This is a genomic window from Pandoraea horticolens (genome assembly GCF_902459555.1).
Classification (GTDB): domain Bacteria; phylum Pseudomonadota; class Gammaproteobacteria; order Burkholderiales; family Burkholderiaceae; genus Pandoraea; species Pandoraea horticolens.
This window is the reverse complement of the sequence record NZ_CABPSM010000002.1, coordinates 252,271-275,960: the sequence shown is the minus strand read 5'-3', so window position 1 is coordinate 275,960 and position 23,690 is coordinate 252,271. Positions and strand designations below refer to the sequence as shown.

Below are 23,690 nucleotides of genomic sequence, written 5' to 3'. Positions count from 1 at the left end.
CAAAAGGGATTAGTGAGCGCCGACCAAGCAATGCTTGTGCTCGACGTGGTAGGCGAACTCGTCCCAGAAGTGTTTGAGCATGCCGCGCACCGGCATCGCTGCGGCGTCGCCCAGCGCGCAAATGGTACGGCCCATGATGTTCTCGGCCACCGAGTTGAGCAGGTCCAGATCTTCCTTGCGGCCTTCACCGTGCTCGATACGATTGACCACGCGCCACAGCCAGCCCGTGCCTTCACGGCACGGCGTGCACTGACCGCACGATTCTTCGTAGTAGAAGTACGACAGGCGCAGCAGCGAGCGCACCATGCAGCGTGTCTCGTCCATCACGATCACGGCGCCCGAGCCCAGCATCGATCCAGCCTTGGCGATGCTGTCGTAGTCCATCGTGGTTTCCATCATCAGCCCGGCCGGCACCACCGGTGCCGACGAGCCGCCCGGAATCACGGCCTTGAGTTTCTTGCCGCCACGCATGCCACCGGCAAGTTCCAGCAACTCGGAAAACGGCGTGCCCAGCGGCACTTCGTAGTTACCCGGCAACTCGACGTCGCCCGACACCGAGAAAATCTTGGTGCCGCCGTTGTTCGGCTTGCCCATTTCCAGATACTGCTGCGGGCCGGTGGCCAGCAGGAACGGAACAGCCGCGAACGTCTCGGTGTTGTTGATGGTCGTGGGCTTGCCGTACAGACCGAAGCTCGCCGGGAACGGCGGCTTGAAACGCGGTTGGCCCTTCTTGCCCTCGAGCGACTCGAGCAATGCGGTTTCTTCGCCGCAGATGTACGCGCCGTAACCATGGTGAGCGTGCAACTGGAACGAGAAGTCCGTGCCGAGAATGTTGTCGCCCAGATAACCAGCGGCGCGTGCTTCCTCGAGCGCCTCTTCGAAGCGTTCATACACTTCGTAGATTTCCCCGTGGATGTAGTTGTAACCGACGGTGATGCCCATGGCGAAACCGCCGATGGCCATGCCTTCGATCAGCGCATGCGGGTTGTAGCGCAGGATGTCGCGATCCTTGAACGTGCCGGGTTCGCCTTCGTCCGAGTTGCAGACGAGGTACTTCTGCCCCGGGAACGCACGCGGCATGAAGCTCCACTTCAGACCGGTCGGGAAGCCTGCGCCTCCACGGCCACGCAGGCCCGATGCCTTGACGTCGGCAATGACCTGCTCCGGCGTGAGGCCCTCCTTCAGAATGCGTGCGAGCTGCTGGTAACCACCGCGCTTGACGTAATCTTCCAGGTGCCAGTTCTCGCCATTGAGGCCGGCGAGAATCAACGGCTTGACGTGACGGTTGTGCAGAGACGTCATGCTTTCTCTCCCGCGGCGCCCTTGGCCTTGAGCTCGTCGATGAGCGCGTCGACCTTGGCTTCGTTCATGAAGCCGCACATGCGATGGTTGTTCACCAGCATGACGGGGGCATCGCCGCAAGCGCCCATGCACTCACCTTCCTTGACCGTGAAGAGACCATCCGGCGTGATGTCGTTGTACTCGACACCCAGCTTCTCCTTCAGGTACTTGGCCATCTCTTCGCCGCGCGTGAGCTGGCAAGGCAGGTTCGTGCACACGGTCAACTTGAACTTGCCCACGGGGCTCGTGTTGAACATGGTGTAGAAGGTTGCGACCTCTTGCACCGCGACTGCGGGCATCTCGAGGTAGTCCGCCACGAATTGCATCACTTCGGGCGACAACCAGCCTTTCTCGACCTGCGCTACGGCAAGTGCGTGCATTACCGCCGACTGTTTCTGCTCGGCAGGGTATTTGGCAACGGCACGGTCGATTTTCTTCAGGGCTTCGGGAGAAAGCATTTCCGATCCGACGGTTCTCTAAAACGTTATCCCCGCTCGTGCCAGCGCGGGCGAGCCGATCATCTCGGCTGCCCGCAACTCACAGGCACGGCAACTGGAACGGCAATGGTATCGACCTGCGAAACCCTGCCGAATTAAAACTTGCGGGCGCCTGGGGCGCCCGCTGCGCATTTAGCGATCAATCTCGCCGAACACGATGTCCTGGGTACCGATGATTGCGACAGCATCTGCAATCATGTGCCCCTTTGCCATCTCGTCGAGCGCAGAAAGGTGGGCGAAGCCCGGCGCGCGAATTTTCAGGCGGTACGGCTTGTTGGCACCGTCCGACACCAGATAGATGCCGAACTCGCCCTTCGGGTGCTCGATAGCGGCATACGTCTCGCCGGCGGGCACGTGGAAGCCTTCGGTGAAGAGCTTGAAGTGGTGAATCAGCTCTTCCATGTTCGACTTCATTTCCACTCGCGACGGCGGCGCCACCTTGTGATTGTCCGTAATCACCGGACCTTCATTGGCACGCAACCATTTCACGCACTGGCGGATCAGGCTGGCCGACTGGCGCATTTCTTCAACGCGCACCAGATAACGGTCGTAGCAGTCACCTTCCTTACCCACCGGGATGTCGAACTCGAGGCGGTCGTACACTTCGTACGGCTGCTTCTTGCGCAAATCCCAGGCAATGCCCGAGCCACGCAGCATCGCACCGGAGAAGCCAAGCTGCATGGCACGCTCGGGCGACACCACGCCGATACCGACCAGACGCTGTTTCCAGATACGGTTGTCGGTGAGCAACGTTTCGTACTCGTCGACACACTTCGGGAAGCGGATGGCGAAATCTTCGATGAAGTCCAGCAGCGAGCCTTCGCGCGCTTCGTTCATCTTCTTGATCGCACGTTCGTTGTGGAACTTCGACGCACGATACTTCGGCATCGTGTCCGGCAGATCGCGGTACACACCGCCCGGACGGTAGTAAGCCGCGTGCATACGCGCACCCGAGACGGCTTCATACACGTCGAACAGATCTTCGCGCTCACGGAAGGCGTACAGGAACACCGCCATCGCACCCACGTCGAGCGCGTGGGAACCGATCCACATCAGGTGATTCAGAACGCGCGTGATTTCGTCGAACATCACGCGGATGTATTGTGCGCGAATCGGCACTTCGACGCCGAGCAGCTTTTCGATCGCCATCACATAGGCGTGCTCGTTGCACATCATCGAGACGTAGTCCAGACGATCCATGTACGGCACGGATTGCAGGAACGTCTTCGATTCGGCGAGCTTCTCGGTCGCACGGTGCAACAGGCCGATGTGCGGATCGGCGCGCTGGATCACTTCGCCGTCCAGCTCCAGCACCAGGCGCAGCACACCGTGCGCTGCCGGGTGCTGCGGACCGAAGTTCAGAGTGTAGTTCTTGATGTCTGCCACAAGGCCACCTTAATGTTTCAGACCGGCGTAATGCTCTTCGCGGATGATGCGCGGCGTAATTTCGCGCGGCTCGATCGTCACCGGTTGGTAGATCACTCGCTTCTGTTCCGGGTCGTAACGCATCTCGACATAACCGGACGTCGGGAAGTCCTTGCGGAACGGGTGACCGATGAAACCGTAGTCCGTCAGAATACGGCGCAGGTCCGGGTGCCCCTCGAACACGATACCGACCAGATCGAAGGCTTCACGCTCGAACCAGTTGGCCGAACTCCACAGATCGATCAGCGATGCCACGACCGGCAGATCGTCTTCCGGTGCGAACACGCGCACACGCAGACGCCAGTTGTGGGTGAGCGAGAGCAGATGCGAGACGGCGGCATAGCGCGGGCCATCGTAGGCACCGTCGCCGTAGGCCGAATAGTCCAGACCGGCAACATCCATCAATTGCTCGAACTTCAGATCGGGATGATCGCGCAGCGTGCGCGCCACTTCGAGATAGTCGCTTGCCTTGACGGTCAATGTCAGCTCGTCGAGGGCTTCCACCAACTGCTCGGCACGAGTGCCAAGCACGTTTTGCAGGGTGGTCTTGAGTTGTTCTAGTGTAGACATGGGCGGGAGCGGTTATTTACGCGCGATCGTCGCAGTCCGCTTGATCTTCGACTGCAACTGGATGATGCCGTAGACAAGCGCCTCGGCCGTGGGCGGACAGCCCGGCACGTAGACGTCGACTGGCACGATGCGATCGCAACCGCGCACCACCGAGTAGGAATAGTGATAGTAACCGCCGCCGTTGGCGCACGACCCCATCGAGATCACCCAACGCGGCTCGGCCATCTGGTCGTACACCTTGCGCAGCGCGGGCGCCATCTTGTTGCACAACGTACCGGCCACAATCATCACGTCCGACTGACGCGGACTCGGGCGGAACACCACGCCAAACCGGTCCAGATCGTAACGCGCCGCGCCGGCGTGCATCATTTCAACGGCACAACACGCAAGACCGAACGTCATCGGCCAAAGCGAACCCGTGCGCGTCCAATTGATGAGTTTGTCAGCCGTGGTGGTGACGAACCCTTCGCGCAAAACCCCTTCGATGCTCATATGCTTACCCTGAATCCTTCTGCAATGCTGCCAATACGTTGACGGTCTTATTCCCAGTCAAGCGCACCGCGCTTCCACAGGAACACGAAACCGACGAGCAGTTCAAGCAGGAAACCCATCATGGAGATAAAGCCCACCCAGCCGATATCGCGCAGGGCCACGCCCCACGGAAACAGAAATGCCGTTTCGAGATCGAACAGGATGAAAAGGATGGCGACGAGATAGTAGCGCACATCGAACTTCATGCGCGCGTCTTCGAAAGCCTCGAAGCCGCACTCGTACGGAGAGAGTTTTTCGCTGTCGGGTTTGTTGGGGCCGAGGAATTTACCAACCCCAATCAGTACCGCCCCAAGACCGCCACCTACCAGAAGAAACAGCAGGACGGGATAATAGGTTCCGAGGTTCAACTCTACCCTCTTTCGGTTAGTTCAAAGAACCGCTCTCGTCGATGGCGTGGGGACCGGAAAGCGGATGAACGGTGAGCACAAAATAAAATGCCAGCCAAAGCATAAACGCAAGGCTGGCATCGTAGAACTGTGGTGCCGACGGCGAGACTCGAACTCGCACAGCTTTCGCCACTACCCCCTCAAGATAGCGTGTCTACCAATTTCACCACGTCGGCATTCATAGTCTGCAATCCGCTGTCACTTACGAATCGCTTCAAGACCGCTATAGTAGCGCCCTTCCACCTTTTGTTCAATGCACAAATCGATTTTTTTCGATTTTCTTTACAGCTTATTACTTGTCACAAAGCTATCTTCAATTACTTGGGCACGCCCTGCGGATTGGCCACAGAAGCCGGTGCCGGAACGCTTGCGGCAGCAGGTGCCGACGCCGTTGCCGGCGAAGTCGCGGCAGGCAAATTACCAAGGACACCGATGTTTGCTGCCGGCTTATACGAACCGAGATACGTGAGACCCAGCGTGGTCACGAAGAATATGGCCGCCAGCATTGCCGTGGTACGCGACAGAAAGTTTGCAGAGCCCGATGCACCGAAGAGACTACCCGACGAACCGCTACCGAATGCAGCGCCCATATCGGCGCCCTTGCCATGCTGAAGCAACACCAGACCGATGATGCCCAGCGCCGAAAGCACCTGCACCACGATCAACAACGTTTTCAACAACCCCATCTCATCACCCGTATAGAAGAATCCGATTTGCAGTGCATTTTTGACGCACTGCATCATGACTATTTCATGCCATTACGAAACATGGCATTGGCAATCAGCGCGACAGTCCCGCCTCGCAAATCGCCAGAAAATCGGCCGCCTTCAATGCCGCGCCGCCGATCAGACCACCATCGACGTCCGCCATCGAAAACAGTTCGGCCGCGTTGTCCGGCTTCACACTGCCACCGTACAACACCGCCACGTCCGTGACTGCCTCACCCTTCGCGCGCAACAGCGATCGCAGATGGGCATGCACCTCCTGCGCCTCGGCCGAGGTCGCCGTCTTGCCCGTACCAATCGCCCAGACCGGCTCGTAAGCGACGACGATCCGCGCGGCCTGCTCCACCGTCAGCGCTGCGAGTACCGCCTCGAGCTGACGCGTCACCACCGCCGTCGTCTTACCGGCCTCGCGCTCGGCAAGCGTCTCACCCACACATACGATCGGCGTCATGCCCGCATCGAGCACGCGCACCGTCTTGGCAGCAACATTCGCATCGGTCTCGGCGTGATACGTGCGACGCTCCGAGTGCCCCACGATCACGAACCGCGCACCAAACTCGGCAATCATCGGCGCCGCGACTTCGCCCGTGAAGGCACCGCTCAACTGCGCCGAGACATCCTGCGCACCAAAGCCCAACACCTGCCCAGAGAGGCGAACCTGGCATTGTGCGAGATAAGGGAACGGCACGCACACGGCCGCAATCACGCCCGGCGCGCTCAGCACCGGCGATGCCAGCAGGTCGCCCAGAAGCGCCTCGTTGCCGGCCAGACTGCCATGCAGTTTCCAATTGCCCACGACGAGCTTGCCAGCCTTGCGGCTGATGGTGCGAGCCGAAGCTGCGGTACCAGTTGTCACGCCTTATCCCCCGATGCGTATGGACGAAAAACCTCTCATTCTAGTGCGTCCGGGGCATGGGGGTCAATTTCGACGGCTTTCTAACGCGCAAATCCGCATGAAACACCCATTTCACGCGGATTTCAACCGTCAAACGACGCAAGCGTGCTTACCAGGTCAGCACGATCTTGCCGACGTGCGTACTGGTTTCCATCAAAGCGTGGGCTTTGTCCGCTTGTTCGGCCGGGAACGTCTGATAAATCACCGGACGAATCTTGCCTGCCGCGAACAGCGGCCAGACCTTCTCGTACAGGCGCTGTGCGATGGCCGCCTTGAATGCCACCGAGCGCGGGCGCAGCGTCGAGCCGGTCACCGTCAGGCGGCGGCGCAGTAACGCGCCCATATCCAGCGTGGCCTTGCTCCCGCCGAGCAGCGCGATGATGGCGATGCGCCCGTCAAAGGCCAGCGCCTGCACTTCACGCGGCAGATAGTCGCCGCCCACCATGTCGAGCACGACGTCCACGCCGCGATCGCGGGTGAGTTCCTTGGCGATGGCGACGAAATCTTCGGTCTTGTAATTGATGCCCCGCTCCGCGCCGAGTGCTTCGCATGCGCGAGCCTTCTCATCGGAACCGGCGGTCGCGAACACGCGATGACCGAGCGCCACGCCAAGCTGGATCGCCGTCACACCGATACCGCTCGTCCCTCCTTGCACCAGCAGCGTCTCCTTCTCGCCCGTCTCGGTCTCGCCGAGGTGGGCGCGATCGAACACGTTGCTCCACACGGTGAAGAACGTTTCCGGTAGCGACGCCGCCTCCACGTCCGACAACCCTTCTGGCACCGGCAGCACCTGCGCGAGCGGCGCGGCGCAATACTCGGCATAGCCACCGCCCTGCACCAGCGCGCACACGCGCGAACCAACTTTCAGACCCCAGCGGTTGTCTACCCCATCGAGCGCGCCTTCGACGATCTCGCCAGCGACTTCGAGTCCGGGCAGATCCGAAGCGCCCGGCGGCACCGGGTACTGGCCGATGCGCTGAAGCACGTCCGGACGGTTCACCCCCGACGCCGTCACCTTGATAAGCACTTCACCCGGCTTGAGTTCGGGACGCGGGCGCTCGGTGGGCTTGAGCACTTCCGGTGCGCCGTACTGGGTGATCTCGATCGCCTTCATCGTGTCTGTCCTCGGTTTTGGGGGCGAAGTCCTCGCATCGAAGCGGGTCGCCCATCTCGTGGGTGGTCAAGAGAATGATGCCTTCACCGCGCGCATTCAGGCACACGGGCAATGACACGCACCCTCCGCAAAAATTATGTCGAGCCGGTACCTTATCACCGACCGCGCGATCGTGTTGGCCGACGAAGCGAACCTCGCGCTCGTTCTCGATCAATCGGAATTATTCGGGACGTTGGGACGACATTGGCAACGCGCTCGCAGAGCGTTTGCGCGACGTGAGCCGATGCGCCTACTGTCCGGTTAACGGACGCGTCGCGCGGGATCGTAACGACCTTGTGCGACGCGCCGGATTGGGCCCCAAAGGAGGAAGCCGGTGGTTCGGGGCAAGCCAGCGACGCCTACCTCGGAAAGACCGTCAGGCGACGCCCTCCCCCCCTTCATCGATCAGCCCGTGCCGAATGGCGTAGCCGATCAGGTCTGCACTATCGTCGAGCGCGAGTTTGTGCAGGATATTGGCGACGTGTGCTGTGATCGTTCGCTCGCTCGAGTGCATGACATGAACGATCTCATTGACGGCCAGGCCGTCGACAAGCATGTGAAACACTTCGTTTTCGCGAACCGACAAACTCAGATACCTCGGATTGTCGTCCCGACCATCGATACGCTGCCGCGACCGCGGCGCCCGATGCGATGCCCGCGGTGGCTCACTGCGCGCTCCAGCCTCGCGCCACCCTGCGGCGGAAGCCGCCCGCGTAGTTGTCCGGCTTCGTCCGCCCTCAAGTTTCATGCCCGCCTCCTGTATGAAGACTTTCCCACGCCTGCTCCATCGACTGCCGCAAGCAGCCAACGTGCGGCGTCTTTCATTGTGCGACAGACAATTCACGCTCGTAACATTACAGAAGCTCATCGCAATGGCGCGTTCGATTGCCGTTGCCTAATGCGCGACGCGCATCGCAGGGCGGCCCTCCCGGCAAACGCACACGATGACGGTCGACATCCGCGAAACATCTCGCTGCCCCGGTGAGCGCCCGCTCACGCGAAGCGGCCCGGCACGCCATCGCTGAGCACGAAGCGCCCGCGTCCGCCGTGTTTCGCGTTGTAGAGCGCACGGTCTGCGGCCTGGAACAGCATGTCGGGCGTCTGGTCTTCACCGCGCGCGACCATCGCCACGCCGACACAAGCCCCCACGCTCACCTCACCGACGGACAGCATCATGGGCCGCGACGCCAGATCGAGAATCGACATCGCCGCGCGCTCGACGTCGACGACATCCTGAACATCCCCCATGATGACGGCAAATTCGTCACCACCGAAACGGGCGATGGCATCGCTCTCACGCACGCTCGCCACAAGCCGCTTGGCCAGCCGCCGAAGCAGTTCGTCGCCCAGCGCATGGCCCCAGGTGTCGTTGACCACCTTGAAGCGATCCAGATCGACGAACAGCAGCGCCTGCGCCCCGGCGCCTTCGCGCGCACGCCGCACGGCGTTGGCCAGCGCCTGATCGAACCCCTTGCGATTGAGCAGCCCCGTGAGGTGATCGGTGTGCGATTCGCGTCGCCAGCGCCGCTCGTTCGAACGCTCTACAGTGATGTCGCGCACAAATACGTGAACGCCGGCGAGCACGTTCTGCGACGCCCACTCCGGTTGATAACTCACTTCAAAGCAGCGATACGCGGCGTCTTCGCCGAAATCCCAGACGAAGGTCGCGGCCTCGCCCGCATATGCCCGCGACAGATAAGGCGCGAATTCACGATACAGCGACGGGCCGAACAACTCGCGCGCCGTGGCGCCGAGAATGCGTTCGCGCGAGTGGCGTAATCGCTGCTCACAGGCCCGGTTCACGAACGCGAAGCGCTCCTCACTGTCGAGAAACGCCACCAAATAGGGCACGCGGTCTGCGATCTCCTGCATGCGACGCACGTTCGCGCGTGCAGCCTCGCGCGATATTTCCAGCGCCTCCGTATGATCGCCCAACTGCTCCATCATGTCGCGAAACGTGTTCGCGAGTGCCCCGATCTCATCGGCCCGCTGCACGGGCAGCGATTGCACGGCACGCATATCGCCGGCGCTGCGCTGTACGAGATCGCGCAGCGTGTCGAGCGGACGCAACATGCGCCGCGCCATCCACCACATTGCAAACGCCGCAATACCGATGGCGGCGATCGCGAGCATGATGACGCGGCGCCGCACCCGCGCGAGCGGATCGAAGGCTTCGGCGCCGGGCACCACCGCCACGACCGACCACCCGGTCGTCGTCATGATCGCGCGCGCGACCAGCGGGTGCATGTGGACGATCTCGTGCCGGCCGGGATCGCGTATGCCGCACAACGTCTGCGCCGGCCCCACCGGGGTGAGAATCTTGGTCACGTCGGCCTGAATGACATACCGCGCCGGATTTTCGTTGGTGACCAAACAGTAACGCCCCGTCTCGCCGATGGCATTGCTTGCCAGATCGACGATGAAGTTCTGCCGCAGCAGATTGACCGCCCCACCGATCACGGCCGTCACCTTACCCTGTGCATCGGTGACGGGCACAGCGAGCACGATGCCCGGCGAGCGCGTGATCTTGCCCGCAATCACGCTTGAGGCCGCCTGCGGCGCGCCTGCGAGCAGTTGCCGGAAGTAATCGCGATCAGCAATATTGAAGGGCGTGGCGGGGAACGTCGAGTCGTAGAGCACGCGGCCGTCGGGAGCGGCCACGAAAAGCGTGTTGAACGTTTCCGGCATCGACACCGACATGCTGGCAAAGGTGTCGAACTGCGCGGGTGTTATGGCGTGGAGATCGCCGATATGGCGGGACATACGATGCAGTGCGAGAAACTTCCCCCGTAATTTGTCGTCGAGTTGCTCGGCCACGAGCTTGACCTGCGAGTCAAGCTGCGCCTGCATCGAATTTCGCAATTCCCCGTAAACGAAAAACTCGATGCCAACGGCCACACCGACGATCAATACCATCGAGACGAGCGCTGTCGCCAACGCGACTCGTCCCTTCAACGACTTCACCATACTGACCCGTGCGAGAGTAGCTTGCGCTGCTTTTTGGTAATTTTTGCGGAGCTTACCAACCGAAACGGCACATTTTCGGGAAACTTGAGAGTCATCCCGCCGCCTTCACGCGACATGTTTCCGGACACCCGAAGGCAACATCGCAGCACGTCGCATGACAGACCGGGTCAAACCCGTCGTAAAATTGCGCATCCAACGCGCCACGATGGTGCGAACCGGCGCGCTGCATGCCGGCTCACCGCGAGATCCTCCCGGCAGGTGCCACCTGCCTAAGGCACCGTGCCCCGACTCGCCCGACCCGAATTCACTCATGACGAGCACCCAAGCTACCCCTGCCCCCGCCCCCGTCTCCGCCGCACCGATGACGCCGATGATGCAGCAGTACACGCGCATCAAGGCCGAGCATCCGAACATGCTCGTCTTCTATCGCATGGGCGACTTCTACGAGCTGTTCCATGACGACGCCGCCAAGGCGGCGCGCCTGCTCGACCTCACGCTCACCGCGCGCGGCCAGTCCGGCGGCCAACCGATCCGCATGGCCGGCGTTCCCCATCACGCCGTGGAGCAATATCTGGGCAAGCTGGTCAAGCTCGGGGAATCGGTCGCCATCTGCGAGCAGATCGGTGACCCGGCCACGGCCAAGGGCCCCGTGGAGCGCAAAGTCGTGCGCATCGTCACCCCCGGCACACTGACCGACGCCGCCCTGCTCAGCGACAAGGTCGATCAGTATCTGCTCGCTGTGCAGATGCCCCCGGCTCGGCGCGCCAGCGAATGCATCGCCGGCCTCGCGTGGCTATCGCTCGCCAGCGGCGAACTGCGCCTGATGGAAGTGGCCGCCGATAAGCTGCCGCGAGAGCTGGAGCGCATCCGCCCGGCCGAGACACTCGTGCCGGATAGCGCCTTGAAAACATTCGAGGGCCTTTCCCTCGGCACCACGACCCGGGTGCCCGACTGGCATTTCGACACGGCTGCCGGCACGCAGCGTCTGCGCGATCAACTCGGCGTTGCCAGTCTGACGGCCTTCGGTTGCGATGGTCTGAACCCCGCGCTCGGTGCGGCCGGTGCGCTGCTGCAATACGCAGCCGCTACGCAGGGCCAGTCGCTGCGCCATGTGCAAAGTCTGAACGTGGAGCGGGAAGCGGCCTATATTGGCCTGGACGCCGCCACCCGGCGCAATCTGGAACTCACCGAGACGCTGCGCGGCACCGAATCGCCAACGCTGCTCTCGCTGCTCGACACCTGCGGCACCACGATGGGCAGCCGCCTGATGCGTCATTGGCTTCACCACCCGATGCGAGATCAGCAGGTGCCGCAGTCGCGCCAACTGGCCATCGCCACGTTGCTCGAAGGCCCCGGCACGTGGCGCGCACTGAACAGCGAACTGCGGCATGTGGCGGACGTCGAACGGATTACGGCACGTCTGGCACTGCTCACGGCGCGTCCACGCGATCTGTCGAGCCTGCGCGATGCCTTGCGCCGTCTGCCCGAGCTACACACCACACTGCGCGCCGTCGAAGCGAGCTCGCCACTGCTCGCCATCCTGCACGAAGACCTCGCCATTCCCGACGCCGCACTCGCGCTGCTCACGAGCGCCATTGCGGAAGACCCGGCCGCCATGGTGCGCGACGGCGGCGTCATCGCACGCGGCTACGATGCCGACCTCGACGAGTTGCGCGACATCTCGGAGAACTGCGGACAGTTCCTCATTGATCTGGAAACGCGCGAGCGTGCCCGTACCGGCATCAACAATTTGCGTGTCGAGTTCAACAAGGTGCATGGCTTTTATATTGAAGTCACGCGCGGCCAGACCGACAAGGTGCCCGACGACTATCGTCGCCGTCAGACGCTCAAGAATGCCGAGCGCTACATCACGCCGGAACTGAAGACATTCGAAGACAAGGCGCTGTCTGCGCAGGAGCGTTCGCTCGCCCGGGAAAAACTGCTGTACGACGCGCTGTTGCAAGCTCTGTTGCCGCACATCACTGAGTTCAAACGCATTGCGCAGGCACTCGCCCAACTCGACGTTCTCTCCGCACTGGCCGAACGCGCCGAGACACTGGGCTGGGTAAAACCCGAGTTAGTGCAAGAGCGCGTGGTGGACATTCGTCAGGGCCGTCATCCGGTCGTCGAGCAACAGGTTGAGCGCTTCATCGCCAACGATTGTTCGCTGGGCGATGCCCGCCGTCTGCTGCTCATCACCGGCCCGAACATGGGCGGTAAGTCAACGTTCATGCGTCAGACCGCGCTGATCGCCCTGCTCGCTTACGTGGGCTGCTACGTGCCCGCCGAGGCCGTGCGCCTCGGGCCGCTCGATGCCATCTTCACACGTATCGGCGCCTCGGACGACCTCGCGGGCGGACGCTCGACGTTCATGGTCGAAATGACCGAATCGGCGGCGATTCTGCATACGGCAACCGACCAGAGCCTGGTGCTGATGGACGAAATCGGACGCGGCACATCGACGTTCGATGGCCTCGCGCTCGCATGGGCGATTGCGCGGCACCTGCTCGGTCACAATCGCTGCTACACGTTGTTCGCCACGCACTATTTCGAACTGACGCAACTCCCGGACGAATTCCCGCAATGCGCGAACGTGCATCTGTCGGCCGTGGAACATGGCGAAGGCATTGTGTTCCTGCACGCGGTTCAGGATGGCCCCGCGAGCCAGAGCTACGGCTTGCAGGTCGCGCAGCTCGCCGGGGTGCCGATGCCGGTCATTCGCGCGGCGCGCAAGCATCTTGCGTTGCTCGAACAGCAGGCGCTCGATCCGGCCGCACCGCAACTCGATCTGTTCGCGACGCGCGTGCCCATCGAGGACGATCTTGACGACGATTCCGGCGGCGCGACGGCACGTCAAGAGACGCCTGATACGACGCCTCGGGCCGCCGCGCTCGACCCGGACGCCGAGGCCGCGCTGGCGCGTCTGGCACAGATCGATCCGGACGACCTTCGTCCCCGCGAAGCGCTTGAACTGTTGTATGAACTGCGAGGCCTGATGGACGGCCGCGCGAACCACTGACTTTCCATGTTGAAACTGCGTCGCCTGCGTGCTCCTTGCCACACTCGCTCCGGCTTGTTGGCGGTGTGCTTCGCGGCACTTGCGCTGACGACGGGCTCGACATTGGCAGCGGCGTCGCAGAACAACGCGAAGCCTGCCGTAAAGGCTGCGGCCAAGAGCGCGCCCAAACCGCCGCCGTTTGATTTTGCCGTACTCGGCAATACCCCGTTCGGGAATGCCGAAGTGCCCGTGGTGCGCAGCGTGCTGACCAATATCGGCGACACGCAGGCCGCATTCGTCGTTCACGCGGGCAATATCAAAGACGTCGCGGAGTCGTGCCGTGACGAACTCATCACGCAGCGCCTGAGTCTGCTCGCCAGTTCTCCCAAGCCGCTTATCTATGTGCCCGGCGCTAACGACTGGGCCGATTGCCAGCGCGCCAGCGAGGGAAGCTACAACCCCGTGGAGCGTCTCGATTTTCTGCGCGATCACGCGTTCAACGACGATGCGCTGCTCGGCCCAGGCCCCGTGGGTTACGCACAGTTCGATATCACGCGTCAGAGCGACATGGCACGCTTTCGCCAGTATCACGAGAACGTGCGGTGGTTCTATCGCGGCGTGGTGTTCGTCGGCCTGAACCTTCCGGGCAACAACAACAATTACCGCTCGGCCGGGGGACGCAACGGCGAATACGAAGATCGGGTCATTGCAACGCGTGTCTGGTTGCAGCATGCGACGGCCTACGCACAACAGAAGGACGCCATTGGCATCGTCATCGTCGCGCAAGCCGACCCGGAGTTCGAACCGGCGCGCAGCGGTGGTCTGGGCGGCATCTTCTCGGAGCGGTCCGGACGGCGTGGGATTGATGGCTACAAGGATTTCCGTGCGCAGTTGCTGCGCCTTGCCAATCGCTTCAAAGGGCCGATCCTGTTGATCGACAGCGGCAAGACGATGCGCCACACGCAACCGTTGCGCGATGCCCACGGCGCGCCGGTCAAGTCATTCACACAGCTGAGTAGCTACGGCTCGCCCACGGCAAACCGCTGGGTGCGCGTGCGCGTCGATCCGCGTACGCCGCAACTGTTCCGCTTCGAGAGCGTGACGCTCCCTCCCAATAGCGCGGCAGCGGCCAACGCTCAGCGCGGCAGTGGCACGGCACCGGCAGCAGTCGTCACGCCGAATCCCGAGCCCGGCAGAACGTCCGCCAGCCTCCCAGGCGTCACGCCCTACGCCGCGCCGTACTCCGCGCTCTATCCGCCGTCCGGTCTGGCCACCGGCGCCAGTTCGGTCAGCTCGGTCAGTTCGGACCCCAATCAGGGCGTCACGCCCATCGGCCCCGCGCGCGCGCCCAACACGGCCACACATCCCGCCGCGCACAGCCGCTGAGCGAGGCCCTTGAAATGCAAACGCCGAGCCCGGCGCATCGCGATAGGCAATGCGCCGGACCCGGCGAATGTTCTGATACGGCTTTCGCACGTCGTGCGTCGCCTGCCTTGCCCTGGGGTAGCAGAGCGACGCCGAAAACTCAGTGCAGCGTCGGTGCGTCGTCTTCGTCTTCGTCGACGACCTCGAGACCCGACGCGCCATGCGCGTGCTGGTGCTCGATTTCCTCTTCCGTCGCCTGACGCACGTCGGTCACCTTCAGATCGAACCGCAGCGCCATGCCCGCGAGCGGATGATTGCCGTCGAGCACGACCTTGTCGTCGGCAACGTCCGTCACCGTGTAGATCAACGTGTCGGACTCATCGTCACCATCTTCCGGCGTGCCTTCGAACTGCATGCCGACTTCCAGCGGCTCCGGGAAGCGGCCACGCTCTTCGACCTTGATCAACTCGGAATCGTAGTCGCCGAACGCGTCGGCCGGTTCCAGTTGCAGTTGCGCCTCATAGCCAACGTCCTGCCCATCGAGCGCTTCCTCGATCTTGGGGAACGTGCCATCATAGCCGCCGTGCAGATAAACCATCGGCTCGGCGCCGCTTTCTTCGATCAGGTTGCCCTGAGCGTCCGACAACTTGTAAGTCACCGAGACGACGGTATTCTTTTCGATCTTCATCAAACTCTCCGGAAAACAGCCCGCATTATACGCGCAGCCGTATGACAGCGCCCCGGCAGCAACCTAAGGTGACATCGAGGTCCGCGAGCGAGCGCACCGCGTGTTCGCATTGTGTTCATTCCTGCACCTCGCGCAAGCACGCGCCGGGCTGCCATCGGGTGACCGACGACGCCGTCACTTTTAACGCATCGATCTACGCATGACGACATCCCACTCCACATCGCCCCTGCTCGGCGGCCTCGCGCCCGAAGCTTTCATGAAGCGCTACTGGCACAAGCGCCCGCTACTCATCCGGCAAGCGATCCCCGGCTTTACGGCACCGCTCTCGCGCGACGCGCTGTTCGCACTCGCCGCGCAGGACGACGTCGAATCTCGACTCATCAGCCACGCGCGCAAGCGCTGGCAACTCGAGCACGGCCCGTTCGACACCACCGATTTGCCGCCGCTCACGCGCAAACAATGGACGCTTCTCGTGCAAGGCGTGAATCTGCACGCGCCGGCCGTCGACGCCCTCATGCAACAGTTTCGCTTCATTCCCGACGCTCGTCTCGATGACGTGATGATCAGCTACGCCACCGATGGCGGCGGCGTCGGGCCGCATCTCGACTCCTACGACGTCTTTCTGCTTCAAGCGCATGGCAAGCGCCGCTGGCGCATCGGGCCGCAACGTGACACCACATGGCTCGAGGGTGTGCCGCTGCGCATCCTGAAGCACTTCGACGCCGAAGAGGAGTGGGTGCTCGAGCCAGGCGACATGCTGTATCTGCCGCCAGGCTATGCGCATGACGGTGTCGCCGAAGGCGAGTGCATGACGTACTCGATCGGTTTTCGCGCGCCGCTAGAGCAGGAGATGCTTCAGAACTTCCTGTACTACCTTGCCGAGAACGCCCCCGAATTGCCGTTCGCACGTCATTTCGCTGGGCGATACGCCGATCCGTCGCAATCTGCCGTCAAGCATCCTGCCGCGCTGCCCGATGCCATGATCGACACGCTCGTCTCGCAACTCGAAAAGGTGCGTTGGGGACAGAAAGAGGTGGAGGACTTCCTTGGGCGCTGGTTGAGCGAACCAAAGTCGCATGTGTTTTTCGACCCGCCGGAAACGCCGCTTTCAGAGACGCGTTTCGTGCGCGAAGCGTCGTTGCGCGGCCTGGCGCTCTCGGCGAAGACACAATTGTTGTATCGACGCAACCGATACTACGTCAACGGTGAGCCGCTCGAAGTCCCCGTCAGTGCAAGATCGACGTTACGGCGCCTTGCCGACCACCGTCGATTGAATGCCGAGGAATGTGCGAATTTCGAGCAAAATAGCCAAGAAATCGTCGAAATTCTGTACGATTGGTATGCTTCGGGATGGCTGCAACTCGAACCAGACTCGAAGACCGTGCGAAAGTTGCGCGCCGTAAGGAAAAAAGCGGGGTAAATGCGCGAGATTGACGTGACGCGTCGGGGAAAACCCAATATAATTTCTCGCCAAGCAGCTTGCATGACCAAGGGTAATCCTCAATTGCCAATGTCTCGCAATCGGCTTTGCGCTGGCAAGAGCGTATTACCGTAATTAATATTCATTCGCTTGTCTTCTACCATAAAAGGACGTGATCATGAAGAAGTCTCTCCTCGTCGCTTCGTTGTTGGCTATCGCCCTGACCGCCTGCGGCAAGAAGGAAGAAGCCGCCGCTCCGGCCGCTGACGCTGCCGCTTCGGCTGCTACGGCTGCTGCTGATGCGGCCGCTTCGGCTGCTGGCGCTGCTGCTAACACGGTCGCTTCGGCTGCTGGTGCTGCCGCTGACACGGTCGCTTCGGCTGCTGGTGCTGCTGCTGACACGGTCGCTTCGGCCGCTGAAGCTGCTGCCAGCAAGTAAGCTTTCGCTGCCGCAAGGCAGTTGAGCAAAAAAAGCCGGTCTTTCGACCGGCTTTTTTTCATTCCTGCGCTTCGTATCCGCCCTGGGCACCCCGCCCTGCCGACCGCTCAATGCGACGGGCCTACGCCGCTAGCACGTCAACCAGTCAAAGCCCCCTGCCTGCGTCGCCACGAGTATCTCCGTTGCCTCAGTGCCGATGACAGCGGACATCGCCGCCATGGCCAGTTCAGGCGTGTTGTTCTGCTCGCTCAAATGCGCGCAAATCACGCGCTGCAGCTTCGCTCTGTCGATCGCCGCCAGAATCTCCGCGGCCGCCTCGTTCGCCAGATGACCGTAGATACCACCAATTCGCGCTTTGAGCGACGCCGGATACTTGCTATTGGCCAGCATCTCGCGATCATGGTTGCATTCGAGCACCAAGGCATCGCAGCCGCCCAGTGTGGCGATCAAGTGAGCGGTCGGGCACCCGGCATCCGTGAGCACGCCCAAGCGGCGTACGCCGTCGGAAAACACGAACTGAAGCGGTTCACGCGCATCGTGAGGCACGGTGTAGGGGTGAAGCTCGATACCCCCTACCGCCAAAGGCTCGTCGGAACGACACCAGCGTACGAGCGCATCGTCGTCGCCAGCCTTGAGGGTTGCGTGTGCTTTGACGGCCTGCCCCGTTCCCCAACTCATGATGAGAGGAATCCGGTACTTGCGCGTGAGGGAAAGGGCACTGCCGACGTGGTCGGCATGCTCATGCGTGATGACGATGGCGTCGAGCGACGTCACATCGATCGAGCGTGCCGCGAGGCGCCGCTCGACTTCCCGCATCGAGAAACCGCAATCGAGAAGAATACGTGTCGTGGAGGCGCCTTCCGACGCCTCCACCAGCAGGGCATTACCTTCGCTGCCACTGCCTAAACTGGCGAATCGCACACCCCGCCTTAACGGAGCTGGTTGCCAATCACGCTGATGATCGTCTGCGCGATCTGCGAATTGTCGACGTTACCCTTGTCGTCCAGCACTTGCACGCGCGTCTGGTTGTCGCCGCGCCCTTGCACGTTCACGCTGTACTTCTTGGCCTTCTTGCTGTCCTGCACTTCCTTCGCATGGAACAGGCTATAGAAGAAACCATTGTCCTTGGCGAGCGTTGCCGGATCGACGTAGCTCACGAAGTACAGACCCTTCGCACGGTCGCGATCGTCCACGGTGAAGTTACCGCGATCGAGCGCCACACCGACGCGACGCCATGCGCGATCGAACGGCTCGTTGATATCAAGATAGGCCGCGTCCGCCGTCTTCACGACCTGGCTCGTCGGCACGCCCGTCTTGGCGCCCTCAACCTGGGCTTGGGCTTGCTCCACCTGCGCGCCGAAGCGTTGCATCAGCTTGGTCAGGAAGATCGCCTCGAGGCCCGGATCATTCGGCGCCGGCTCCCACTTGGTCGTGTCCTTCTGCGAGTTCGTGAACACTTCCACCATGCGACGATGCGTGATGTAGACGTCCGTGCCGCCATTCGGATCACGTTCCACGCGGGTGCGGAAGCGGTCGCGTTCGCCGGTCGAGTACAGACCGTCGAGCACCTTGCCAAGCAGATCCCGGATGATGTCCTGATTCAGCTTGGCACGATTCTCTGCCCAATCGGTTTCCATCACGCCCGTGTCAGGCGAGTCGATCGTCAGCACGAAGCCATTCTCTTGCCAGAATTCACGCAGCGTCGGCCACAGATCGCCAGGAGCCTTCTGAATCACCAGCCAGCGCTCGTTGCCATCGCGCACGACCTTCATGCCAGGCACAGCCGGCAGCACGGTGTCCGTCGGGTTCGTCGCCACGACCTTCTGCTGCGTCTCGTAGGTCGACAGCGTGGCGGCACCGGCCGGTGTCACGTACTTGCGATCAGCGGCCTGAACGTTCGTCAGATCCGGTGGAACGTCGAGCGAGGGGCCGGTCTTCGAGCTTTTGTAGTCCACCTTATCTGAGGACAAGGCACCCGAGAGGGAACTGCATCCGGCGACGAGGGCCAACGAGGCAATAGCGGCCCATGCCAGCACGGGACGAGCTACGGAATTACTGACGATTCGTTTCATGAGTCGCAAAAAAAGGGTGGGCAATCGAACCCGGGTGCTTGAACGACAGCTTAGACAACGGCGATGTTGGCCGACTTGAGAGCACCCAGCACCGTGTCCTGGTACGCCTGCGCAAGCGGCGTGAGCGGCAGGCGGATGCCCGACGCGATCATGCCCATCTGTTGCAGCGCCCACTTCACGGGGATCGGATTGGCTTCGACGAACATGGCACGGTGCAGTTCAAACAACTGGAATTGCAGTTCCCGTGCCTTGGCCACATTGCCGGCCAGCGCAGCGACGCACAATTCGTGCATCGCACGCGGCGCCACGTTGGCAGTGACCGAGATATTACCCTGACCGCCCATGAGCATGAGCGCAACTGCCGTCAGGTCGTCGCCGCTATACACGGCAAAGCTCTTCGGGGCACGCCGGATCAGGTCGATACCACGATCCAGATTACCCGTGGCGTCTTTCACGCCGACGATGCCGGGCACTTGCGCCAGACGCAGCAGCGTATCGTTGCTGGCGTCTGCCACGGTACGGCCGGGCACATTATAGAGGATGACCGGCAGCTCAACGGCTTCGGCAATGGCGCGGAAGTGCTGGTACTGGCCTTCCTGAGTGGGCTTGTTGTAGTACGGCACGACCTGAAGCGATGCATCGGCGCCGACCTGCTTTGCGTGCTTCGTCAGCTCGATGGCCTCGGCCGTCGAATTACCGCCCGTGCCGGCGATCACCGGCACCTTGCGCCCGCGCGACGCGCCGGCTTCCGCCGTTTGCTGCACGGCGATCTCAATGAGTTCGCAATGCTCTTCGACGTTCACGGTCGGCGATTCACCCGACGTACCGACGATCACGATGCCGTCAGTGCCTTCATCGACATGCCAATTGATCAGGTTACGCAGTGCTTCACGGTCAAGGCTGCCGTCTTCTGCCATCGGTGTGACAATCGCGACGATACTGCCTTGAATCGGAGTTTGGGTAGTCATGGTTGATCGAACAATTCAGCGATAAGGGTGGATTGTAGCGGATTACGCGGTCGCCTCGTACAGCGCGGCAGTGCCGGGGTTTTCCCCGGGGGTGGCGCGCGTCGCGCACAGACGCTGGACGCACGCCGCATGTGGTGCCGGCAACGTGACATCCTCGAAGGCGGTCACGCGCAAATCCGCCATGCGCGCCGCGTCAAGCAATTCACCCGGCGCCAGCAGAAACAGCGGATTGGACGGTTTTCCGTATCTTTCGTTTCCCTGCGCAAAGGTTTCGTAAATCAGCACGCCGCCCGGCGCCACACTGGCGGCAATGTGCGAGAGCAACGGCCGGTGCAGATAATTCGTGACAACGACGGCATCGAACGTTGCGCCCTCGGCCAACGGCCAAGGCGCGCCTTCGAGATCGGCCGCCAGTGTTGTGACGTTCGGCAGCATTGACATGGTGGCAAGCGCCGCCTCGTCGCGATCGATGGCGGTGACGTGCGCACCCCGTGCCGCAAGCCAGCGCGCGTGACGCCCGTGGCCGCACGCCAGATCGAGGACACGCGCCCCCGATGGAATCAGATGCGCCCAACGCACCAGCCACGGCGACGGAGCGCCCACGCCGTGCATCATGCCGGGAACGCCAGCATGCGTCATGAATATTGCAGCCCCATGGCTTCGCGCACGTCGCGCATGATTTCCTGCGCGGATTTTCGAGCTTTCTCACAGCCATCGGCCACGATGGCGCGCAGCAACGACGGATCGTCCATGTACTTTTGCGCGCGCTCGAGCATTGGTTGCTGCTCGCGCAGAATGCCGTCGATGACCGGCTGCTTGCACTCGAGGCAACCGATACCGGCGCTGCGGCAGCCCTTCTGCACCCAGTCGCGCGTATCGTCGTCGCTGTAGACCTGATGCAGTTGCCACACCGGGCACTTCTCGGGATCGCCCGGATCGGTGCGACGCACACGCGCCGGATCGGTCGGCATCGTACGCACCTTCTTGGTGATCGATTCCGCGTCTTCGCGCAGACCAATGGTGTTGTTATAGGATTTCGACATCTTCTGGCCGTCGAGCCCCGGCATGCGCGACGCTGGCGTGAGCAACGCCTGCGGCTCGACCAGAATCAGCTTGCGCGCGCCTTCGAGGTAGCCAAAGAGCCGTTCGCGGTCTCCCAGCGGCAGCGACTGCGACTCGGAGAGCATCGCGCGGGCCTGCTCGAGCGCTTCATCGTCCCCCTGCTCCTGATAGGCCGTACGCAGTTCCAGATACAGCTTCGAGCGCTTGCCGCCGAGCTTGCGCGCAGCCGCCAGCGCCTTCTCCTCGAAGCCGGCTTCGCGGCCGTAAAGGTAGTTGAAGCGACGCGCGATCTCGCGGGTCATTTCCACGTGCGGCACCTGATCTTCCCCCACCGGCACATGCAGCGCGCGGTAAAGCAGAATGTCGGCCGCCATGAGCACGGGATACCCCAGGAAGCCGTACGTCGACAGGTCTTTTTCCTTGAGCTTCTCGATCTGCTCCTTGTATGTCGGCACGCGTTCGAGCCAGCCCAACGGGGTGCTCATGCCGATGAGCAGCGCCAGTTCGGCGTGCTCGGGCACCTTGCTCTGGATGAAGAGCGTGGCCTGGTTCGGATCGATGCCTGCCGCCAGCCAGTCGATCAGCATGTCCCATACGTTCTGCTCGATGACTTCCGGCGTTTCATAGTGCGTGGTGAGCGCATGCCAGTCGACCACACAGAAGTAGCACGGGTACTCCGACTGAAGCCGAATCCAGTTCTTGAGCACGCCGTGATAGTGGCCGAGGTGCAGACGACCGGTCGGTCGCATGCCGGAAAAAACGCGTTCGGGGTACATGGTCTTGTTGTGTTCTGCAAAAACTTCAGGAAACCAGCGAAAGCAGCGGCGTGAGCATCCAGACGATGACGTCTCGCCCCCATTGGATGAGCGGCCACAGCCACACACGGCCAAGCACGCCGCTCACCACCAGCGCCATCACGATGAAAAAGCCGAAGGGTTCCACCCGCGAGAGCGTGTAGGCAGCACGCGCCGGCAGCAGCGACACGAGCACGCGGCCGCCATCGAGCGGCGGCACGGGAAACAGGTTGAACATGCACATCACGAGGTTCACCAGCAGCCCCGCCTGCGCCATCATCATGAAGAACGGCTCGTGAACGCCGACCACTTGCAGGCCCAGTCCGAACACGGCCCAAAGTATCGCCTGAACGAAATTGCAGAGCGGACCGGCGAGCGCCACCCAGATCGTATCGACGCGCGGATTGCGCAAGCTGCCGAAGGCCACCGGCACCGGCTTCGCGTAGCCGAACAGAAATGCCCCGCTCGTCATGAAGTAAAGCGCGAGCGGCACGAGCACCGTACCGATCGGGTCGATATGCTTGAGGGGATTGAGCGTCACACGTCCCATCAGATAGGCCGTGGGGTCGCCGAAATACTTGGCGACGTAGCCGTGCGCGGCCTCGTGCAACGTAATCGCAAAGAGGACGGGGAGCGCGTAGACCGCAATGGTCTGGATCAGGTCTGCATTCATAGCCGGGTATTGTAACAAGCAGACCCGCACGCCAGTATTACCGCGCATTGCAAAGATGGCGGTATGCGTCCCGTCACGACAGCCCGAATGGCGCCAGCGAGCCGCGCCCGCGACGCAACACCTCGGGCGGCGTCACTGTCAGATCGATCACCGTCGACGGCTCTTTCGGACAAGCGCCGCCATCGATCACCAGATCCAGTTGCTTTTCCAGCCGCTCGCGAATCTCTTCAGGGTCGTTCAGCGGCTCGGTTTCACCCGGCAAAATCAGCGTAGTGGCGAGCAGCGGCTGGCCCAGCTCCTCGAGCAACGCGAGCGTAATGGCATGCTCCGGCACCCGTAAACCAATGGTCTTTCGCGATGGATGGGAGAGACGGCGCGGCACTTCCTTCGTCGCCTCGAGAATGAAGACGTACGGCCCCGGCGTGGTCGCCTTGATCAATCGGTACTGCCGGTTGTCCACCATGGCGAACTCCGCCAACTCCGACAGATCGCGCACCAGCAGCGACAGCAGTTGCTTCTCGTCGAGGCCACGAATACGGCGCAGACGATCGACGGCTTGTTTATCGTCGATATGACAGGCGATCGCGTAGCTCGAATCGGTCGGCAACGCCACGATGCCGCCCTTGTCGATGATTTGGGCGGCCTGCTTGATGAGTCGTGACTGAGGATTTTCCGGATGAATCTGGAAGAATTGCGACAT

Annotated in this window: 23 protein-coding genes and 1 tRNA gene; 4 read left to right on the top strand and 20 right to left on the bottom strand. The window is 62.0% G+C overall.

Annotated elements, in window-relative coordinates; translation table 11 throughout:
* Window positions 1–9: 9 nt before the first annotated feature.
* The 12 genes from nuoF to PHO31112_RS05040 all read right to left on the bottom strand — a co-directional run bounded on the left by nuoF (window position 10) and on the right by PHO31112_RS05040 (window position 10,511).
* Window positions 10–1,302, bottom strand: a complete 1,293-nt coding sequence (nuoF, locus tag PHO31112_RS05095; protein ID WP_150619507.1) for an NADH-quinone oxidoreductase subunit NuoF — start codon at window positions 1,300–1,302, stop codon at window positions 10–12.
* On the bottom strand, window positions 1,299–1,799 hold the full coding sequence (gene nuoE / locus PHO31112_RS05090) for an NADH-quinone oxidoreductase subunit NuoE (RefSeq protein WP_010807410.1): 501 nt from the start codon (window positions 1,797–1,799) through the stop codon (window positions 1,299–1,301). Before nuoE ends, nuoF begins: the two co-directional genes overlap by 4 nt.
* Window positions 1,800–1,970: 171 nt before the next feature.
* Entirely contained in the window at window positions 1,971–3,224 is a 1,254-nt protein-coding gene (locus tag PHO31112_RS05085; RefSeq protein WP_010807411.1) for an NADH-quinone oxidoreductase subunit D, read from the bottom strand.
* Window positions 3,225–3,233: 9 nt separating this feature from the next.
* Entirely contained in the window at window positions 3,234–3,833 is a 600-nt protein-coding gene (locus tag PHO31112_RS05080; protein ID WP_150619506.1) for an NADH-quinone oxidoreductase subunit C, read from the bottom strand.
* 12 nt (window positions 3,834–3,845) lie between these two features.
* Window positions 3,846–4,325 (bottom strand): NuoB/complex I 20 kDa subunit family protein, encoded by a 480-nt coding sequence (locus PHO31112_RS05075; protein WP_010807413.1) that lies wholly within the window; start codon window positions 4,323–4,325, stop codon window positions 3,846–3,848.
* Window positions 4,326–4,372: 47 nt separating this feature from the next.
* Window positions 4,373–4,732 carry an NADH-quinone oxidoreductase subunit A gene (locus PHO31112_RS05070; RefSeq protein ID WP_010807414.1) on the bottom strand — a complete coding sequence of 120 codons (360 nt, stop codon included), beginning with the start codon at window positions 4,730–4,732 and terminating at the stop codon, window positions 4,373–4,375.
* Window positions 4,733–4,862: 130 nt separating this feature from the next.
* Window positions 4,863–4,947, bottom strand: a tRNA-Leu gene (locus PHO31112_RS05065).
* A gap of 141 nt (window positions 4,948–5,088) precedes the next feature.
* Entirely contained in the window at window positions 5,089–5,457 is a 369-nt protein-coding gene (secG, locus tag PHO31112_RS05060) for a preprotein translocase subunit SecG (RefSeq protein ID WP_150619775.1), read from the bottom strand.
* A 94-nt stretch (window positions 5,458–5,551) separates the two neighbouring features.
* Entirely contained in the window at window positions 5,552–6,319 is a 768-nt protein-coding gene (gene tpiA / locus PHO31112_RS05055) for a triose-phosphate isomerase (RefSeq protein ID WP_150619774.1), read from the bottom strand.
* Window positions 6,320–6,500: 181 nt separating this feature from the next.
* Window positions 6,501–7,505 carry an NAD(P)H-quinone oxidoreductase gene (locus PHO31112_RS05050; RefSeq protein ID WP_150619505.1) on the bottom strand — a complete coding sequence of 335 codons (1,005 nt, stop codon included), beginning with the start codon at window positions 7,503–7,505 and terminating at the stop codon, window positions 6,501–6,503.
* Window positions 7,506–7,920: 415 nt separating this feature from the next.
* Window positions 7,921–8,292: a response regulator transcription factor gene (locus PHO31112_RS27890; RefSeq protein WP_281355080.1), complete on the bottom strand. Its 372-nt coding sequence runs from the start codon at window positions 8,290–8,292 to the stop codon at window positions 7,921–7,923.
* A 245-nt stretch (window positions 8,293–8,537) separates the two neighbouring features.
* Complete coding sequence (locus tag PHO31112_RS05040) at window positions 8,538–10,511, bottom strand: sensor domain-containing diguanylate cyclase (protein ID WP_150619503.1); 1,974 nt, start codon at window positions 10,509–10,511, stop codon at window positions 8,538–8,540.
* A gap of 310 nt (window positions 10,512–10,821) precedes the next feature.
* On the opposite strand from PHO31112_RS05040, the gene mutS reads away from it, so the two are divergent.
* Window positions 10,822–13,530 (top strand): DNA mismatch repair protein MutS, encoded by a 2,709-nt coding sequence (gene mutS / locus PHO31112_RS05035; RefSeq protein ID WP_150619502.1) that lies wholly within the window; start codon window positions 10,822–10,824, stop codon window positions 13,528–13,530.
* 6 nt (window positions 13,531–13,536) lie between these two features.
* Complete coding sequence (locus PHO31112_RS05030; protein ID WP_150619501.1) at window positions 13,537–14,895, top strand: hypothetical protein; 1,359 nt, start codon at window positions 13,537–13,539, stop codon at window positions 14,893–14,895.
* A gap of 139 nt (window positions 14,896–15,034) precedes the next feature.
* Here the strand turns inward: PHO31112_RS05030 and PHO31112_RS05025 are convergent, their stop codons facing one another.
* Entirely contained in the window at window positions 15,035–15,562 is a 528-nt protein-coding gene (locus tag PHO31112_RS05025; protein WP_010807422.1) for an FKBP-type peptidyl-prolyl cis-trans isomerase, read from the bottom strand.
* Window positions 15,563–15,761: 199 nt separating this feature from the next.
* Here PHO31112_RS05025 and PHO31112_RS05020 point away from each other — a divergent pair, with 199 nt between their 5' ends.
* The gene (locus tag PHO31112_RS05020; RefSeq protein ID WP_150619500.1) at window positions 15,762–16,982 is read left to right on the top strand and encodes a ribosomal protein uL16 3-hydroxylase; all 1,221 of its coding nucleotides are present in this window, start codon (window positions 15,762–15,764) and stop codon (window positions 16,980–16,982) included.
* A gap of 178 nt (window positions 16,983–17,160) precedes the next feature.
* The gene (locus PHO31112_RS05015) at window positions 17,161–17,421 is read left to right on the top strand and encodes a hypothetical protein (protein ID WP_150619499.1); all 261 of its coding nucleotides are present in this window, start codon (window positions 17,161–17,163) and stop codon (window positions 17,419–17,421) included.
* A gap of 129 nt (window positions 17,422–17,550) precedes the next feature.
* Here the strand turns inward: PHO31112_RS05015 and PHO31112_RS05010 are convergent, their stop codons facing one another.
* From PHO31112_RS05010 to PHO31112_RS04980, 7 genes are all read right to left on the bottom strand, one after another.
* Window positions 17,551–18,342: an MBL fold metallo-hydrolase gene (locus tag PHO31112_RS05010; RefSeq protein ID WP_150619498.1), complete on the bottom strand. Its 792-nt coding sequence runs from the start codon at window positions 18,340–18,342 to the stop codon at window positions 17,551–17,553.
* A gap of 8 nt (window positions 18,343–18,350) precedes the next feature.
* A complete protein-coding gene (gene bamC, locus PHO31112_RS05005) occupies window positions 18,351–19,493 on the bottom strand; it encodes an outer membrane protein assembly factor BamC (protein ID WP_150619497.1) in 1,143 nt (380 codons plus the stop codon).
* 50 nt (window positions 19,494–19,543) lie between these two features.
* Window positions 19,544–20,461 carry a 4-hydroxy-tetrahydrodipicolinate synthase gene (dapA, locus tag PHO31112_RS05000; protein ID WP_150619496.1) on the bottom strand — a complete coding sequence of 306 codons (918 nt, stop codon included), beginning with the start codon at window positions 20,459–20,461 and terminating at the stop codon, window positions 19,544–19,546.
* Window positions 20,462–20,503: 42 nt separating this feature from the next.
* Window positions 20,504–21,100 (bottom strand): class I SAM-dependent methyltransferase, encoded by a 597-nt coding sequence (locus tag PHO31112_RS04995; RefSeq protein WP_150619495.1) that lies wholly within the window; start codon window positions 21,098–21,100, stop codon window positions 20,504–20,506.
* Window positions 21,097–22,299 carry a tryptophan--tRNA ligase gene (locus tag PHO31112_RS04990; protein ID WP_150619494.1) on the bottom strand — a complete coding sequence of 401 codons (1,203 nt, stop codon included), beginning with the start codon at window positions 22,297–22,299 and terminating at the stop codon, window positions 21,097–21,099. The genes PHO31112_RS04995 and PHO31112_RS04990 overlap by 4 nt, the downstream gene beginning before the upstream one ends.
* Window positions 22,300–22,324: 25 nt before the next feature.
* Window positions 22,325–22,990, bottom strand: a complete 666-nt coding sequence (locus PHO31112_RS04985; protein ID WP_150619493.1) for a site-2 protease family protein — start codon at window positions 22,988–22,990, stop codon at window positions 22,325–22,327.
* 73 nt (window positions 22,991–23,063) lie between these two features.
* Window positions 23,064–23,690: an L-threonylcarbamoyladenylate synthase gene (locus tag PHO31112_RS04980; protein WP_150584678.1), complete on the bottom strand. Its 627-nt coding sequence runs from the start codon at window positions 23,688–23,690 to the stop codon at window positions 23,064–23,066.

Coding starts and splice junctions, on each gene's coding strand:
- PHO31112_RS05015 (WP_150619499.1), top strand. CDS start 17,161: ATGAAGAAGTCTCTCCTCGTCGCTTCGTTGTTGGCTATCGCCCTGACC.
- PHO31112_RS05025 (WP_010807422.1), bottom strand. CDS start 15,562: ATGAAGATCGAAAAGAATACCGTCGTCTCGGTGACTTACAAGTTGTCG.
- bamC (WP_150619497.1), bottom strand. CDS start 19,493: ATGAAACGAATCGTCAGTAATTCCGTAGCTCGTCCCGTGCTGGCATGG.
- PHO31112_RS05050 (WP_150619505.1), bottom strand. CDS start 7,505: ATGAAGGCGATCGAGATCACCCAGTACGGCGCACCGGAAGTGCTCAAG.
- nuoF (WP_150619507.1), bottom strand. CDS start 1,302: ATGACGTCTCTGCACAACCGTCACGTCAAGCCGTTGATTCTCGCCGGC.
- PHO31112_RS04990 (WP_150619494.1), bottom strand. CDS start 22,299: ATGTACCCCGAACGCGTTTTTTCCGGCATGCGACCGACCGGTCGTCTG.
- secG (WP_150619775.1), bottom strand. CDS start 5,457: ATGGGGTTGTTGAAAACGTTGTTGATCGTGGTGCAGGTGCTTTCGGCG.
- PHO31112_RS04995 (WP_150619495.1), bottom strand. CDS start 21,100: ATGACGCATGCTGGCGTTCCCGGCATGATGCACGGCGTGGGCGCTCCG.
- PHO31112_RS05080 (WP_150619506.1), bottom strand. CDS start 3,833: ATGTCTACACTAGAACAACTCAAGACCACCCTGCAAAACGTGCTTGGC.
- nuoE (WP_010807410.1), bottom strand. CDS start 1,799: ATGCTTTCTCCCGAAGCCCTGAAGAAAATCGACCGTGCCGTTGCCAAA.
- PHO31112_RS05040 (WP_150619503.1), bottom strand. CDS start 10,511: ATGGTGAAGTCGTTGAAGGGACGAGTCGCGTTGGCGACAGCGCTCGTC.
- PHO31112_RS05075 (WP_010807413.1), bottom strand. CDS start 4,325: ATGAGCATCGAAGGGGTTTTGCGCGAAGGGTTCGTCACCACCACGGCT.
- PHO31112_RS04985 (WP_150619493.1), bottom strand. CDS start 22,990: ATGAATGCAGACCTGATCCAGACCATTGCGGTCTACGCGCTCCCCGTC.
- mutS (WP_150619502.1), top strand. CDS start 10,822: ATGACGAGCACCCAAGCTACCCCTGCCCCCGCCCCCGTCTCCGCCGCA.
- PHO31112_RS05030 (WP_150619501.1), top strand. CDS start 13,537: ATGTTGAAACTGCGTCGCCTGCGTGCTCCTTGCCACACTCGCTCCGGC.
- dapA (WP_150619496.1), bottom strand. CDS start 20,461: ATGACTACCCAAACTCCGATTCAAGGCAGTATCGTCGCGATTGTCACA.
- PHO31112_RS05020 (WP_150619500.1), top strand. CDS start 15,762: ATGACGACATCCCACTCCACATCGCCCCTGCTCGGCGGCCTCGCGCCC.
- PHO31112_RS27890 (WP_281355080.1), bottom strand. CDS start 8,292: ATGAAACTTGAGGGCGGACGAAGCCGGACAACTACGCGGGCGGCTTCC.
- PHO31112_RS04980 (WP_150584678.1), bottom strand. CDS start 23,690: ATGTCGCAATTCTTCCAGATTCATCCGGAAAATCCTCAGTCACGACTC.